General features: G+C 38.1%; 16 protein-coding genes and 1 tRNA gene. 15 read left to right on the top strand and 2 right to left on the bottom strand.

What is annotated here, in order from left to right; all coding sequences use genetic code 11:
* The first annotated feature begins 162 nt into the window (after positions 1-162).
* From ulaG to FGL72_RS00810, 7 genes are read left to right on the top strand one after another with little or no spacing between them, the layout of a single operon-like run.
* Positions 163-1,236 carry an L-ascorbate 6-phosphate lactonase gene (ulaG, locus tag FGL72_RS00780; protein ID WP_004901478.1) on the top strand — a complete coding sequence of 358 codons (1,074 nt, stop codon included), beginning with the start codon at positions 163-165 and terminating at the stop codon, positions 1,234-1,236.
* Positions 1,237-1,259: 23 nt separating this feature from the next.
* Positions 1,260-1,730: a PTS sugar transporter subunit IIA gene (locus tag FGL72_RS00785; RefSeq protein ID WP_036058399.1), complete on the top strand. Its 471-nt coding sequence runs from the start codon at positions 1,260-1,262 to the stop codon at positions 1,728-1,730.
* A 13-nt stretch (positions 1,731-1,743) separates the two neighbouring features.
* On the top strand, positions 1,744-3,252 hold the full coding sequence (locus FGL72_RS00790) for a PTS ascorbate transporter subunit IIC (RefSeq protein ID WP_133286010.1): 1,509 nt from the start codon (positions 1,744-1,746) through the stop codon (positions 3,250-3,252).
* A 45-nt stretch (positions 3,253-3,297) separates the two neighbouring features.
* Positions 3,298-3,603 (top strand): PTS sugar transporter subunit IIB, encoded by a 306-nt coding sequence (locus FGL72_RS00795; RefSeq protein WP_085699616.1) that lies wholly within the window; start codon positions 3,298-3,300, stop codon positions 3,601-3,603.
* Between the two features lie 10 nt (positions 3,604-3,613).
* Entirely contained in the window at positions 3,614-4,252 is a 639-nt protein-coding gene (locus tag FGL72_RS00800) for a 3-keto-L-gulonate-6-phosphate decarboxylase UlaD (RefSeq protein ID WP_004901470.1), read from the top strand.
* Positions 4,252-5,133 carry an L-ribulose-5-phosphate 3-epimerase gene (locus FGL72_RS00805; RefSeq protein ID WP_146992294.1) on the top strand — a complete coding sequence of 294 codons (882 nt, stop codon included), beginning with the start codon at positions 4,252-4,254 and terminating at the stop codon, positions 5,131-5,133. Before FGL72_RS00800 ends, FGL72_RS00805 begins: the two co-directional genes overlap by 1 nt.
* Positions 5,117-5,827 carry an L-ribulose-5-phosphate 4-epimerase gene (locus tag FGL72_RS00810; protein ID WP_085699618.1) on the top strand — a complete coding sequence of 237 codons (711 nt, stop codon included), beginning with the start codon at positions 5,117-5,119 and terminating at the stop codon, positions 5,825-5,827. Before FGL72_RS00805 ends, FGL72_RS00810 begins: the two co-directional genes overlap by 17 nt.
* A 129-nt stretch (positions 5,828-5,956) precedes the next feature.
* On the opposite strand, the gene FGL72_RS00815 is transcribed toward FGL72_RS00810, so the two are convergent.
* Together FGL72_RS00815 and FGL72_RS00820 are read right to left on the bottom strand one after the other, a co-directional pair.
* Positions 5,957-6,028: transfer RNA gene (locus FGL72_RS00815), tRNA-Glu, on the bottom strand.
* A gap of 81 nt (positions 6,029-6,109) precedes the next feature.
* Positions 6,110-6,433: a hypothetical protein gene (locus FGL72_RS00820; RefSeq protein ID WP_048801607.1), complete on the bottom strand. Its 324-nt coding sequence runs from the start codon at positions 6,431-6,433 to the stop codon at positions 6,110-6,112.
* Between the two features lie 426 nt (positions 6,434-6,859).
* On the opposite strand from FGL72_RS00820, the gene treR reads away from it, so the two are divergent.
* The 8 genes from treR (at position 6,860) to FGL72_RS00860 (ending at position 15,319) form a co-directional block, all read left to right on the top strand.
* Positions 6,860-7,558: a trehalose operon repressor gene (gene treR / locus FGL72_RS00825; protein WP_004901460.1), complete on the top strand. Its 699-nt coding sequence runs from the start codon at positions 6,860-6,862 to the stop codon at positions 7,556-7,558.
* 47 nt (positions 7,559-7,605) lie between these two features.
* On the top strand, positions 7,606-9,627 hold the full coding sequence (locus FGL72_RS00830; protein WP_085699620.1) for a PTS sugar transporter subunit IIABC: 2,022 nt from the start codon (positions 7,606-7,608) through the stop codon (positions 9,625-9,627).
* Between the two features lie 12 nt (positions 9,628-9,639).
* Positions 9,640-12,012, top strand: a complete 2,373-nt coding sequence (locus FGL72_RS00835; protein ID WP_085699622.1) for a glycosyl hydrolase family 65 domain-containing protein — start codon at positions 9,640-9,642, stop codon at positions 12,010-12,012.
* Positions 12,005-12,673, top strand: coding sequence for a beta-phosphoglucomutase (gene pgmB, locus FGL72_RS00840; RefSeq protein WP_085699624.1), 669 nt, complete (start codon positions 12,005-12,007; stop codon positions 12,671-12,673). The genes FGL72_RS00835 and pgmB overlap by 8 nt, the downstream gene beginning before the upstream one ends.
* Before the next feature lie 123 nt (positions 12,674-12,796).
* Positions 12,797-13,669: an ATP-binding cassette domain-containing protein gene (locus tag FGL72_RS00845; RefSeq protein WP_040190561.1), complete on the top strand. Its 873-nt coding sequence runs from the start codon at positions 12,797-12,799 to the stop codon at positions 13,667-13,669.
* Complete coding sequence (locus FGL72_RS00850) at positions 13,666-14,412, top strand: MFS transporter permease (RefSeq protein ID WP_085699626.1); 747 nt, start codon at positions 13,666-13,668, stop codon at positions 14,410-14,412. The genes FGL72_RS00845 and FGL72_RS00850 overlap by 4 nt, the downstream gene beginning before the upstream one ends.
* A gap of 60 nt (positions 14,413-14,472) precedes the next feature.
* Positions 14,473-14,940: a LytTR family DNA-binding domain-containing protein gene (locus FGL72_RS00855; protein WP_004901442.1), complete on the top strand. Its 468-nt coding sequence runs from the start codon at positions 14,473-14,475 to the stop codon at positions 14,938-14,940.
* Positions 14,927-15,319, top strand: coding sequence for a DUF3021 family protein (locus FGL72_RS00860; RefSeq protein ID WP_371862923.1), 393 nt, complete (start codon positions 14,927-14,929; stop codon positions 15,317-15,319). Before FGL72_RS00855 ends, FGL72_RS00860 begins: the two co-directional genes overlap by 14 nt.
* Positions 15,320-15,350 lie beyond the last annotated feature (31 nt).

Genomic DNA, 15,350 nt, shown 5'->3' on the forward strand with positions numbered 1-15,350 from the left:
TAGAGATAGTATGAAACACTTAACAGTATCATTAGTGTACAAGTAACCGACGTAACTAAATCTGTTGCCGATAAGTTTTTTGTTAGATAATGATGGTACAAATAAATTGTAAGCGCATACATTTATTAAATCAAATATTCATGAAAAGGATGGTAGTGACATATGGCAAAGCCTAAGAATGTTATTGAGGCAACACGTGAAAATTGGATAGCAAATACTTTTCCAGAATGGGGTACTTGGCTAAATGAGGAAATAGAGCATAGTTTGGTTCCAGAAAAGAATTTCAAAATCTGGTGGTTAGCAAACAATGGTATCTGGTTAAAAACACATGAAGATACCAATATACTAGTTGATTTGTGGAATGGTACGGGTAAGCGAACTCATGGCGATGGTCTCATGAAAAAAGGGCATCAAATGCAACGTATGAGTGGTGTTGCGAAACTACAACCCAATCTCCGCTTGCAACCTTTCGTGATAGATCCCTACGCTATGAAAGATATCGACGCACTATTTGTAACACATATCCATTCTGATCACTTAGATATTAATACTGCTGCAGCTGTGTTACAAAACAGTACGCCAGATACGAAATTTATTGGGCCTCAAGCAGTTGTTGATATTTGGCATAGCTGGGGTGTACCAGAAGAACGTACTATTGTGGTACATCCTGGGGATGAAATACAAGTTAAGTCGGTTACTGTTAAGGCGTTAGAAGCTTTTGATCGTACAGCGTTGTTAACAGTAAATCAAGATCAAACGATTAAAGGTTCAATGCCACAGGATATGAATGAAATTGCTGTGAATTATTTATTTAAAACGTCTGGCGGTAATTTATATCATGCGGCCGATTCACATATGTCAAATATGTTTGCTAAACACGGCAATGAAAACGATGTGGATGTTGAAATTATTAATTACGGTGAGAATCCACGTGGTATTACTGATAAAGTTACATCTTTTGATGTTTTAAGATCAGCAGAAGATCTTAAAACAAAGGTTGTTATTCCAGTTCATTATGATATTTGGTCAAATTTTGATGCTGATCCAAAAGAAATTATAAAAATTTGGCAGATGAAAAAGGATATTTTGAACTATCAGTTTCATCCGTTCGTTTGGAAAGTTGGCGGTAGCTATACTTATCCACAGGATAAGGAACGTACTCAATACCATTATGATCGAGGATTTTCCGATGTCTTTTCGTTAGAAAACGATGTACCGTTCCCATCGTTTTTGTGAAAAAGGAGAATAATATGTCCACGATGTTGAAATATTTTTATGATAACAATCTTGTGCGTATTGAGAAGCAACAGCCCAAAGATTGGCGACAAGCATTGAATCAGTCGACTCAGAGTTTGATAGATGCAAATTTGGTTACCAAAGATTATGTGAATGAAATTATCCAAAATGTGGTATCTTACGGGCCATATATCGTCATTCAGCCAGGGATTGTCATGCCACATGCACTATCTACTAGTCCGAATGTGTTGGGTACGGGTATTAGTTTTACAAAGTTTAATCAACCTGTTTATTTTGATGAGGGTAATTATGAAAAACAAGGAAACTTATTTTTCACATTAGCTGCTAAAGATGAGACGCAACATTTAGAAAATATTCAAAAACTTATGTCACTATTAATGCGTGATGGTGTTATTGAGTCGTTGCAGTCAATTAATACTGAAGAAGACTATATTCGAATTATGAACAGCCTTGAACAAATCTCGACAACATGACTAAGGAGAAAAAATGATAAACAATTTAATAACAGGGATTATGGCTGTTTGGTCTTTCTTTGCTAATAATATTTTGACTCAGCCTGCCTACATGATTGGATTCATTGTGTTAATTGGTTATTTATTGGAAAAAAAGCCTTGGTATGATAGCTTAGCTGGTTTTCTGAAGGCAACCATTGGCTATATGATTTTAATGGTTGGATCAAGCGGTTTAGTGAATGGCTTTAGACCAATTTTAACTGGACTTAAAGACCGATTTCATCTCACAGCAACCGTAATTGATCCTTATTTTGGACAAAATGCAGTTACAGATGGTGTGATGAAAACATTTGGTAGATCGTTTGGCGATGTTATGATTTTGCTGCTAATCGCCTTTGTTTTTAACATATTACTCGTTAGATTTTCAAAGTATACCAAATTACGCGCGGTGTTTACAACTGGTAACGTTCAGGTACAACAAGCAGCAACAGGATTTTGGATTCTACTTTTTGCCATACCTAGCTTGAATCGTATTGAAGTTTTACTTGTTATGGGGGTACTGCTAGGATTGTATTGGGCTGTAGGGTCAAATATGACCATTAAACCAGTTCAGGAATTAACAGATGGCGGTGGATTTGCAGTAGCGCATCAGCAAATGTTTGGTATTGCGCTTGTTGCTTGGCTATCTGATAAAATGAAAAAATCCAATATTCAAAAAGGAAAGCGTTCTGCAACGAAACTTGAAGATGTCTCACTACCTGGTTTCTTGAGAATATTTAATGAAAATATGGTTGCCACAGCAATTCTAATGTTTTTGTTCTTTGGCATTATTATGTTAGTTTTAGGAGAAAATTATTTTCATCAAGTATTTATTGAAACTAAGGGCGTTTCTGGATTAGCAAAGGGTGCCAGCTTCTTCTTTTATATTTTAACTACATCTCTGGGATTTGCTGTTAATTTAGCTATACTACAACTTGGTGTAAGAACATTCGTTGGCGAATTAACTGAAAGTTTCACGGGTATTAGTGATACAATTCTCCCTAATTCTGTACCAGGGATTGATGTTGCAGCCACATTTGCTTTTGGTGAACAAAATGCTGTAACGATCGGTTTCTTATTCGGTGCATTGGGACAATTCTTAGCCATTGGTGCGCTGATGCTGTTTCATTCTCCTACCATTATCATAGCTGGTTTCATACCATTGTTTTTTGATAACGCTGTGTTTGGTGTTATTGCCAATAACCGTGCCGGTGCTAAAGCAGCAATGATATTGCCGTTCTTTTCGGGCATTATTCAAGTGGTAGGAGCCGCACTAATTTCTACGTGGATAGGTATGTCAAAATTTGGCGGTTATTTGGGTATGTTTGATTGGGATACAGTATGGCCTGGATTTACAGTTATTTTGAAGTATTTAGGCTATGTTGGTATTGTTGTTGTTGCCTTGATTTTAATTCTTATACCGCAACTACAATATCGAAAAGATCCTAAAAATTATTTCCTAATGGTTGAGGATTATGAGGCATATAAAGAAAAAACAAAATAAAAATAGTGACTACGACTTAAGTGATAAACGTATTGGAGAAAAAAGATGAATATTTTAGTTTCTTGTGCAAATGGTTCAGGTACTAGTTTAATGATGATGAAAAGTGTTGAGAAGGCAATGAAAAAGCTGGGAATTCCAATTTCAAATATCAATCATACAAGTATTGCTGAGGGAAAATCCACTGCGGGGCAATATGATGCTGTATTTACACCATTAAATTTTGTGGATATGTTTGACGATGCTGCAAAAAAAGGTGTGAAAGTGATTGGTGTTAAAAACGTTATGAGTGATAAAGAAATTATGCAACGAGTAATTGATGAGACAGATTTTCAAGAGAAATATGTGAAGTGAGGATGATAAGATGACAAAACCAAATTTACAAATCGCTTTGGATCAAAATAGCTTGGCAGATGCCGTAAAAATAGCCCATTTGGCTGGGCCAGTAGTTGATATTGTAGAAGCAGGTACAATTCTTGAACTGCAAGCTGGACAACAATCTATTAAGGTATTACGAGAGATGTTTCCCGAAAAGATTATTGTTTCAGATACGAAATGCGCAGACGCAGGCTCAACTGTTGCACAAAATTCTAAAGATGCTGGCGCTGATTTTATGACAGTTATTGATTCTGCAACCATTGCAACTATGAAATCTGCCAAATCTATTTTGGCAGGTATCCAAGTTGAATTATATTCTGCGTGGAATTGGGATTTAGCAAAAAAATGGCGAGAGATCGGCATTGATCAAGTGATTTACCATCAAAGTCGCGATGCATTACTGGCTGGTGAAGTTTGGGGGAAAAAGGATTTAGATATTGTAAAAGAATTTATTGATATGGGGTTCAAAGTCTCCGTAACTGGGGGATTAACTTTGGATACAATTAAACTATTTAAAGGGGTGCCAGTGTATACTTTCATAGCTGGTCGTGCAATTACAGGGAAGGAGAACCCTGCTGCCGCAGCGAGAGATTTCCAAGATGAAATTAGAAAGTATTGGGCATAATGTCAAAAATAGGAATAAACGAAAAGTCACTACCTTATGATTTACCTTGGTCTGAAAAATTAGCTTTGGCTAAAGAAGAAGGTTATTCATTTGTTGAATTATCAATAGATGAGACAGAAGAAAGACTAGCTCGCTTAGATTGGTCTAAAGAAGAAAGACTGGCCATTGTTCGCGCAGTTTATAATGTTGGTATACCAATTGACACGATGATGTTGTCAACTCTGCGAAAAACGCCGTTAGGATCAGAAGATGATCAGATTTATGAACAAGCATATTTGATTTGCAGAAAAGCTATTTTACTGGCTTGTGATCTTGGTGTTCGTAATATTCAAATTCCAGGATATGATGAATATTATGGTAAAAAAACAGTTTTGACAAGAGAGAATTTTATAGAAAACTTGCAGCGTGTGGTTGATTTTGCGGCAGAAAATCAGGTAATGATTGCTGTTGAAACAATGGACGATTCATTTATGAATTCCATCTCAAAGATTAGAACCATTAAAGAAACGATAAAATCACCATGGTTACAAACTTATCCTGACCTAGGGAATATTTCGGCTTGGCCAGAAAACAATCCTAGTTTGGATTTAGAATCTGGTCTCGAGAGTATCGTGTCAATTCATTTAAAAGATACATTATCTGTCACTGCGAATACACCAGGAAAATTTAAAGATGTTGGATTTGGTTCTGGACAAGTTAATTTTTTGGGATTATTAAAAACCTTAAAACGGATTGGTTATCAAGGTACCTATACAGTAGAAATGTGGAATGAGAGACGCCCAGATGCGGTAAATCAAATGAGATATGCCAGAGCATTCTTTGAGCAACTATTTAAAAAAGCGAATATTGTATTGGAGGATGAGTATGTTAGAAGAAGTTAAAGAGAAAGTCTATCAAGCAAATATGTTGTTACCACAATCTGGTTTAGTAACATTGACCTGGGGTAATGCTTCTCAAATTGATCGTGCTAGTGGCTTAGTGGTTATCAAACCGAGTGGTGTTCCTTATAAACAATTGACACCAGAAGATATGGTTGTTGTTAATATGGATGGTAAAGTTATTGAAGGAGATTTACAGCCGTCTAGCGATACACCAACACATCTCTATTTATATAAAAAATGGTTGAATATTACCGGTATTGTGCATACACATTCCCCTTGGGCTGTTGCCTTTGCTCAAGCAGGGTTGGACATTCCTGCAGCAGGAACAACGCACGCAGATACTTTTTATGGCGATGTCCCTGTGGCGCAGAAGTTGAGTAAAGAGCAAGTCGAGCGTGACTATGAATTGAATACGGGAAAAACGATTGTCTCCGAATTCACAAAACGTGATCTTAGCCCGATGGCCATCCCAGCGGTATTGACAGATGACCATGGACCGTTTACATGGGGAGAAAACGTCAATGAAGCAGTACACAATGCAATCATACTAGATACAGTTGCCAAAATGGCATATCATACAATGATGTTGTCTCCTGGCCAAGATATTCATATTGAGCAGTATTTATTAGATCGCCATTATTACCGTAAACATGGAGAAATGGCTTATTATGGGCAAAAAAACCAGACATTTTAATCGTTTAATAGCAGTATGTCCGTAATGTTAATAATTGGTTATTTTATGCAGTTGCTATTGTTATTCTTTTGTCTATTGATTTTAACTCAAACCAACATAAAAAGCCGCAACCGAAGTTGCGACTTGATATAGCTCGTGAGAGAATCGAACTCTCGATTCCGCCGTGAAAGGGCAGCGTCTTAGCCACTTGACCAACGAGCCATGGTCAGTGATGTCTAATTTGTATCAGACAACTATAATATCATATCAACTTTCACGGTGGGTGTCAATACTTTTCAATTGCTAGTTAAGTATTTTTTTTAGAGTTTGTCGTTGCGTAACTGTTAGATATGTTTCTAACGCACATAATTGTGCTATATAGTGTTGACGCCCTTGGTATGCGATGATGCCTTTGGCATGTTGTAAATGTTGGTAATGAGCAATTAATACGTCTGCTTGAGATTGTGCGACTTGGTTAATTTTGGCATGTATATTGTTATCTTTCGTGGCATGTGCCATAAGATTTAAATCGTTAATTGTCACATCTGGCATTGTCAGCACGTAGTCAAAACCTAGTTGTGATAACGCTTGTGTGCGCAGTGCGTCTGATAAATTTAATGAAACCATCTCATACTCCTGTTTAACGTCCAAAGGACTAGTTAAACAAATAAAAAACGTGCACGATATACGCGCACGTTAAGAGTGACGTATATCCTATTACAGTGGAGCACCTTGCCAAAGTGGTAGGTTGCTGCTAGGTCGAAGTGTGTAATCACTCACTAGCTCTCGATATAACACGTGATTTAATTGTTACACTCAGTCTATACAATAAGACAATGAATGTCAATACGACAGCGATTCATTTTTGTAGTAGCCCAGAATTATTTCTGGGCTATTTTTTTTAATAAAAAGTTGTCTAGGGACAGAATAACGAGATAGAGTGCTTGCTTATCAACTTGTCTATACATTTCTTTAAAAAGTGCGTATATCTAATTTGTAAGCGGTTACATTACGTGATATATTGGGATTGTTAACACAGGGGAGGGCATTAAAATGAATAAATATCAGATAATTCATGATGACCTAGTGAAAGATATTCTGGCGGGTAAATATCACGAAAAAATGTTACCTAGTGATTATGCGTTAATGAATCGCTATCATGTTGCGCGCGAAACTGCTCGCAAAGCTATTGCTATGTTGGTCGATGAAGGCTATGCCATGCGAATCAAAGGCAAGGGCACATTTGTGATTCAACATAATCGTTATTCATTTCCAATCTCTCATGTTGAGAGTTATCGTGAATTAGCCAATAGATTACACCTTAAAGAACATACACAACTAGTTGCGATTCAGGACGCTGAGGTGCCAGCAACTTTTGATAGTAAAGCAGAAACAGTGGTGCTAGCAACAGAAATTACGCGTGTACGCTATTTAGATGATGAACCAATCATCATTGATAGAGATTATGTTTTGAAAGCTGTGATTCCGGAAATTCTAGCACTTCCAAAATCATTGTCTCTATTTGAATTATTTGAGCAGCAACTAGGCCTAACGATTAGTCATGCGACCAAAACAATTACCATTGAAGCACTAAGTATACAAGATAAACAACTAATGAAATTACCCGAAGCGGGTGTCGTCGTTGTTGTGCGTTCCGAAACGTTTTTAAGCGATGGCAGGACATTGTCGTACACTGAATCACGTCATCGCGCTGATAAATTTAAGAGCGTCGAATTTGCTAGACGGCATTAAATTACTACGTGACTCATGCACTAACAGCCGATATGAAGGAGAAAATGATGAATAATGTGGAGATATTGGCACCAATTACTGGGCAACTGATAGCGTTGTCATCTGTAAAGGACAACGTTTTTAGTCGAGAAGTGATGGGGAAAGGTTTTGCTATTATACCGACTGGGCAAGAAATCGTTGCGCCAGTCGATGGCGAAGTGATAGCTTTGCAGGGACATGCTTTTGGCATCAAGCAAACCAATGGACTAGAAGTACTGACGCATGTTGGTTTAGAAACAGTTACCTTGAATGGCAAACCCTACTCATGGTCAATTAAAGTAGGCGAAATGGTTCATGCAGGAGATGTTATTGGTCATGTCGATTTGGCACAAATTGCGGCAGCAAATTTAGATGCAACAACAATGGTTGTGATGACAAATACTGATGATGTCGTAGAGCATGTTAATATTTTGTCGCAAAGTACAGTCAATATGGGGCAATCAGTTGCTAAAGTAACGTTGAAAAAAGTCCAACTGACAGAAGTCGCCAGTCCAACTGGTAGCCAATACGAAAAATTGGCAGCTGATATTATAGCTGGCGTAGGTGGTAAGCAAAATGTAGTTAAAGTCATTCACTGTATCACACGGTTACGATTTTATCTTAAAAATCATGAGCTTGCTGACGACCAGGGAATCTCACAGTTAAATGGCGTTGCTGGCGTGAACTATGCAGAATCACTGGGACAATATCAAGTAGTGATTGGACCAGCTGTGACTGATGTTTATGATGAAGTAATCTCACAGCTTGGTGATGGTGTTGCCGATGATTCAGCCAAAAGCAATAATAATACGGATAGTGCCTCAAAAAATCCAATAATACGTGGTTTTCAAGCAATTATTGGTACAATTACAGGTTCGATGATGCCTATTATTGGGTTATTGGCTGCTGGTGGAATGCTGAATGGTTTCTTAAGTTTATTTTCTAACAAAGCGTCGTTTCCAGCGATTTATTTTATTGATCCTGCATCAAGTACTTTTACTATTTTACAGTCCATGGCGATGGCACCATTCTATTTCCTGCCAATTTTAGTAGGATTTTCTGCTGCACAACAACTTAAAAGTGACCCATTTGTCGTTGCAGCGATTGGGGCTTTCTTAGTTAAGCCTGAGTTTATTGGGATAACTAATCCGCATGTTGTCGATGGTAAGTTGGCAGAACCAGCCAAGGCAGTTGGTTCATTATTCGGCGTATCGCTGAATGCGACTTTTTTCGGGCTACCAATTAACATCCCTAGTTATGCCTATTCAATTTTCCCAATTATTTTTGCAGCCTGGCTAGCAAGACCAGTAGGTAATTGGTTAAAGAAACATTTACCATTGGTTTTGCGGTCAATTTTCCAACCATTGTTAACGCTCTTGGTTGTTGGGGCAGTCGTTCTTGTCTTTGTTGGCCCAGCGATTACATTACTATCGCAGGGTATTTCTACCATAATTAATTGGTTATTGCACTTGAATTATCCATTGTCTGGATTGATTATTGGTGGCTTGTATCAAGCTTTGGTTATTTTCGGGTTACATTGGATGGTTGTACCATTGATTGCCAATGAAATTGCACAAACAGGGCACTCAACTCTAAATGCAATCGTGAACTTTACAATGATTGCACAAGGTGCTGGGGCATTAGCTGTTTGGGCAAAAACCAAGATACCATCATTAAAGGGGTTGGCTGGTGCTGGTTTCTTGTCAGCGATGGCCGGTATTACAGAGCCAGCAATGTATGGTATTAATTTGAAATATGGTCGTGTATTCTGGATGGCTAATATTGGTGGTGCTGTTGGCGGTTTGATTGCTGGGTTATTTAATCTGAACATGTATGGCTTTACAGGGTCATTAATTGGTTTTCCATCATTTGCGGTACCAAAGGGGCAAGCTGGTTCAGCAAACAATATGCTTATATTCTGGGTTGCAGCTATAGCAACCATCGCTGTTGCGTTCCTGATGGTTTACTTCTTTGGCTTCAAAGATACAGATACACAACAAATTAAAACTGTCGAAAAGAAAAATGCTTTTAAAGACGCAGTAAAAAAGTAGAAAGGACAACACATGGTGGATAAAAGATGGACCTTAACATACGATACGATGGTAACGGGGGTTAAAAATTATGGTCGTGAGAGTTTATTAAGCCTTGGCAACGGTTTTCTAGGTTGGCGTGGTGCTCTAGTGACCAACGACTTCAGTGATGATTCATACCCTGGGTTGTATGCGGCCGGTGTTTTTAATCAGACGACAACACCGGTGGCCGGCCGCCAAGTGGTAAATGAAGATTTAGTCAACTTGCCCAATTTACAGCGTATTAATATCATTATTGATGAACAGCCTTTACGTGTTAACGCTGAAACAGTTAAACAGCTAAAACAAACTTTAGATTTTAAAACAGGGACACTAACAGATTCATTTCGTGTACAAGTTGATGATAATGTCTTGCATTATGTTGATATCACTACAGTGAAAGTGATTGATCCTGTGAATTGGCATTGTTTAGGCTTAACATTGGCACTCAAAACAAGTTATGAATTTAATCTGACTTTGAAGGCAGAAATTGATGGGCAAGTATTGAATCAAAATGTCGCGCGCTACCGACAATTTGATAGTCAAGAATTTGATGTAACAGCTACTAAACCAGGGTTGATGTTGCTATCTACTAAAACGACTGCAGTCGATATTGCCATTGCGGCGCAATCAAGCCTGGATGTAGCAGCCCATAAAGAGGTTGTCGTAGAAGCTACAAAGTTATCCGATCGTTATCAGCTGCAATTGGCACCTCAGCAAACAGTCACTTTGAGCCGAGTGATGGCAGTTGCCACAAGTTTGGAAACACCGGGGAACTTGGCCACATTTACAACGCAGACAATCGAAAAGCAAACGTTTAAACAAATGCAGATGAGTAGTCAAAATTATTGGCAACAGTTTTGGCATGAAAAAGATGTTCATATTGTCGGCGATGATGCAATTCAACGTCTAGTGCGAATGAATATTTTTCACCTTAATCAAATGGCTAATCCCAATGCTAATAGCCACTTAGACGTTTCAATTGGTTCACGTGGCTTGACCGGAGAAGGCTATCGTGGTCATATTTTCTGGGATGAATTGTTTGTTTTGCCTTACTATTCAGCCAATGAACCTACTATGGCTAGTCAGCTATTGAATTATCGTAAGCGCCGACTACAAGCAGCAGAAAAAAATGCTGATTTTGAAAATGAGGTTGGGGCGATGTATCCGTGGCAATCAGGCATGTATGGGGATGAACAAAGTCAACGGATTCATCTTAACACGGTAGATCAAACTTGGATTCCTGATAATTCGAGATTGCAGCGGCATGTTTCTCTGGCAATAGCCTATAACATGTGGGTTTATCAACAAATCAGTGGCAAAAAAGATCATTTGGAGAATGATGGCTTGGCTATGTTGTTGGCGATTGCACGTTTTTGGGTAAGTAAAGCGGAAAAAGTTGCTGGACGTTATCATATCAGTGGTGTTATGGGACCTAACGAATTTCATGAAGCCATGCCCAAACAGTCAATTGGTGGGCTAAAAAATAATGCTTATACGAACTTAATGGTGGTTTGGTTGTTAAACTATGTGCATGATTTAGAACAGCAGGATAAGACATCCTTTGATTTGATTGCTGCGACAGTCGGCTATACGAAAGCATTACAAGATAAGGCTGTTATGATGCGACATCAGATGAAGCTATCAATTAGTTCAGAAGGTATTATCGAACAATACGAGGGGTTTTTCAGCTTAAAATCGTTAGATTTTCAAGCCTACAAAACAAAATATGGTGATATTCATCGTATTGATCGCCTCTTAAAAGCCGAAGGTCAGTCACCAGATGAATTTCAGGTCATTAAGCAGGCTGACTTGTTGATGCTCCTTTATAATTTTGGGGCCCGTCAGACCGAGGCGTTGGTCACACAACTTGGATATACCTTACCAAGTGATTGGCTAGCGAAAAATACGGCTTATTATTTAGCACGTACAACGCATGGTTCAACTACGTCACGACCAGTTTTTGCTGGTATTTATGTTGCGTTAGCGCGGCAAGGACAACAAGTATTTGAAAAACAAGCCTATTATTTTCTGACTGAGGCGATTGGCTCTGATTATTATGATATTCAGGGCGGGACCACCGCTGAAGGTGTGCATATGGGTGTGATGGGCGAAACCTTAGCGGTCATTCAAAATGATTATGCTGGAGTTGACATGCTGCATGACACATTTCGGGTGATGCCAAAGTTACCATCGCAATGGTCAAGTATTTCTTTCACGCAAAAATATCATGGCGTCACTATTGATTTACAAATTTCGCATCATCACGTGATAGCTAAGGCAGATAAAAAAATTTCTGTGATAATTGCTGGTGAACAGATGATATTACAACCAGATGAAAGGAAAGAGGTAAAATACCATGGTTGAGTTTTCTGATATTAAAGGCTTTACTTTTGATTTAGATGGGGTAATAACCGATACCGCTAAATTTCATGAACAAGCTTGGCATGAATTAGCAACAGAACTATCTTTGCCTTTTCCAGATGAACTTGCGCGTCAACTAAAGGGTATTAGCCGGATGGATTCCTTGCAAATGATTCTTGATCAGGGGGATAAGTCCTATACGGATGATGAAAAAGCAAATTTTGCAGCACGTAAAAATAAGCACTATGTGACATTAATTACCGGGTTGACGCCAAATGATATTCTACCAGGTATGTTTGACTTTATTGCTGATATAAAACAGAAAGGTTATGTGGCTAGTATCGCTAGTGCCTCAAAAAACGCGCCGACAATTTTAAAACAGTTGGGTTTGACAGATTATTTTATTGGTATTGTTGATCCAAGTACATTGGCGCATGGTAAGCCAAATCCTGAAATTTATATCAAAGCTGGGGAATTGCTAAAGTTAGCACCACAACAAATTATTGGTCTAGAGGATGCCAGTGCAGGCGTTAAAGCCATTCAAGGTGCTGGGCAAACAGCATTGGGTATTGGCCCAGCTGTGTCGCAAGACAATTTACAGCTGTGGTTTGCCGATACAGCAAGCGTGACATTAGATAATATTAAACAAAAGCTAACGCAGTAAGTTTTACATTGCAAGGCAGTGCAACATAAAGGTAAATTAAAACCGCTTATCACAAAAGCGGTTTTTTTTTGATGCTACTTGGTAAACTAACATCATAAAGATAGGAACAACAGGGGGAATGATATGTTAGAGATGAAGCATATTAAAGTCAATTATGGTGAGTTTGTTGCACTTGATATGGGACGCGATATAATTGTTGATGCACATGATATCGTTGGCATTGTTGGCAGTAACGGGGCTGGTAAATCAACTTTAATCAAGGCATTAACGAATCAAGTAGCTTATACTGGTAAAATCGTTAAACCAGGGCAAATTGCGGTGCATTTGCAAGAAAACAATTACCCAGCCACTGTCACTTGTCGCACAATTTTGGAAGGTTTATTACAAACAACCTACAAGAAAAATCCAAAATTAATTGCGCTCGTACAATTTTTTGACTTTGAAAAGAATTTGAAAAAAAAGGTGGCCCAGTTATCGGGTGGGCAAAAGCAGCGATTGACGATTATTATGGTGTTATATCAGGATGCGCCATTAACTTGTTTTGATGAGTTGAGTACTGGCCTTGATTTTGAGACACGCTTTAACTTAATGGCCAAAATTAAAGCATGGTATGCTAATAAGCCAGCTATGATTTTACTGATTACACATTATTTTGATGAATTGGAAAAATTAGCCAATAAATTATTGATTATTGATCAAGGGCACGTTGTAGATTACGATTTAACGACGATGTTGTTTGCAAAATATGTGGGTTATTCGGCGGTTGTCGTAGATGCACCGCAGTTAGCGATTACCTTGCCAAAAGGGTGCGATATTATACGTGGTGAAGCAGGGCAAACTGTGATTGGTTGTGACAATCAGAATAGTCAACAGTTAGTGATTGCGCACTTAAATCAACACGGTTTTACCTTTTCGGCAACACGAACAAGTGTGACACTTATCTATTTGAACGCGTTACACCAGCGTGAAATAAACAGATTGGGGCAGACATCATGAAGCACTATATTAAATTTGAACTTAAAAATACACTAGGGTATAGTCTTGCGATGATCGTTGGTGGACTATTACCGATGATTTTGGCTATTGGCAATTATCATGCCACTAGTAACACGTTAGCAAATCAAGCATTAGCTAAAGGTTTATTTGCAACGTTATTACCGATGATACCGCTTGGCTTAGTCATTTTGCCATTCACGATTTCTTTTGGTCGAGATATGGCTGATGGTGTCACAACACGATTTGTCTTGTTTGGCTATCGTATGGCTAAACAGTTGGTCGCTAAATTTGTCTCAGTGGCCATTTTGGTGTCACTGGTGACAGTAGTTTATTGTTTGGTTTTGTATCAGGTATTACCGTTGCCTTCAATGAGTATGCTGAGCTTAGCCAACGTCTTTGCTAGCACCATGATTCTAACTGCAGCATTATATCTTTTGTCTTTTGCCATTGCCCAAGTTTTTAAAGGCTTCAATATGATTCAGGGCGTGGCGATGGTGTGTTACTTTGGTATTGCCTTCTTAACAGGCAGTATGGGCACATTTCAATTGCCGCGTACGCTTGAAAAAGCCATAGAATGGATTCCATTTGCTGCCATACGAGAGACACTCAAAATGCATTGGGGCAGTAATACGGTGACTGATATGCAGACAGAGTGGTTTAAACTGATTGTTTTCTTATTAATCACGCTATTCTTATTTGGTCTGGCAGAATTTTATCGCCGTCTCAAAACACACGCCGTCTGATAACAGAATTTGATAGAATAAGGTTATATTGGTAAGCTAATTGCCACATGGGGGAGAGACATGGAAATTAAAATCAATGTCGATGAGCAACTTGATGGCATTAAAGTTGTCATTTCGGGCAACGATTTGACACAAATGACAGCCATCGCCAAACAACTACAAACAAAAAAATCAGAAACAAGTAAATTTGTGGTTAAAACGGTTGATGATATTCATGTGATTACGCAATCAGATATTTTAATGGTATCAAGTTTTGGTAACGAATTAACAGTGACACGTAATAATCATCAGCAATTAGTAACGCGTAAAACACTAAAACAATTTTTAAATGAAGACAAGTCGCAGTTGTTTGTTCAAATATCTAAAGCAACAGCGATTAATTTAAACCAACTATCACGAATGGCATCGGCTTTTTCTGGTAATTATTATGGTTTTTTAACAGATGGGACACGTGTTACTGTGTCGAGACGATATATTAAGCATATTTTAAATCGATTAGAAGGGAATGATGAAAATGAGACAATTTAAGTATATAATCATGCTAGCTTTCATCGGTATCGGGATAGGGTCATTTTTCTCCTTATTGTCAATCACATTAAATCAAGCAATATTTTCATTGACACAATTTGCTTTGTTAATGACCATGAGTGCCATTATGGGAATATTATCAATAATTTTTGATTATGATAAGTTCAGCTTCATGACGCAACTAGTCTTACATTTTGTATTAGAGATGTTAACTTATTTGATCTTTATTGCTTTGACTTTTGGTAAAACAAGCATCTCATTAACAAATATACCAACTTTTGTGATTATCTATTTAGCGATTTTTCTTTATATGCGTCAACAAGGACATGACAATGCTCGACGTATTAATGAACAATTGGCCAATAAAAAGCACAGTTGAATGCGTTCATTCAACTGTGCTTTTTTGCTGA

This window comes from Leuconostoc citreum (assembly GCF_007954785.1).
GTDB lineage: Bacteria > Bacillota > Bacilli > Lactobacillales > Lactobacillaceae > Leuconostoc > Leuconostoc citreum.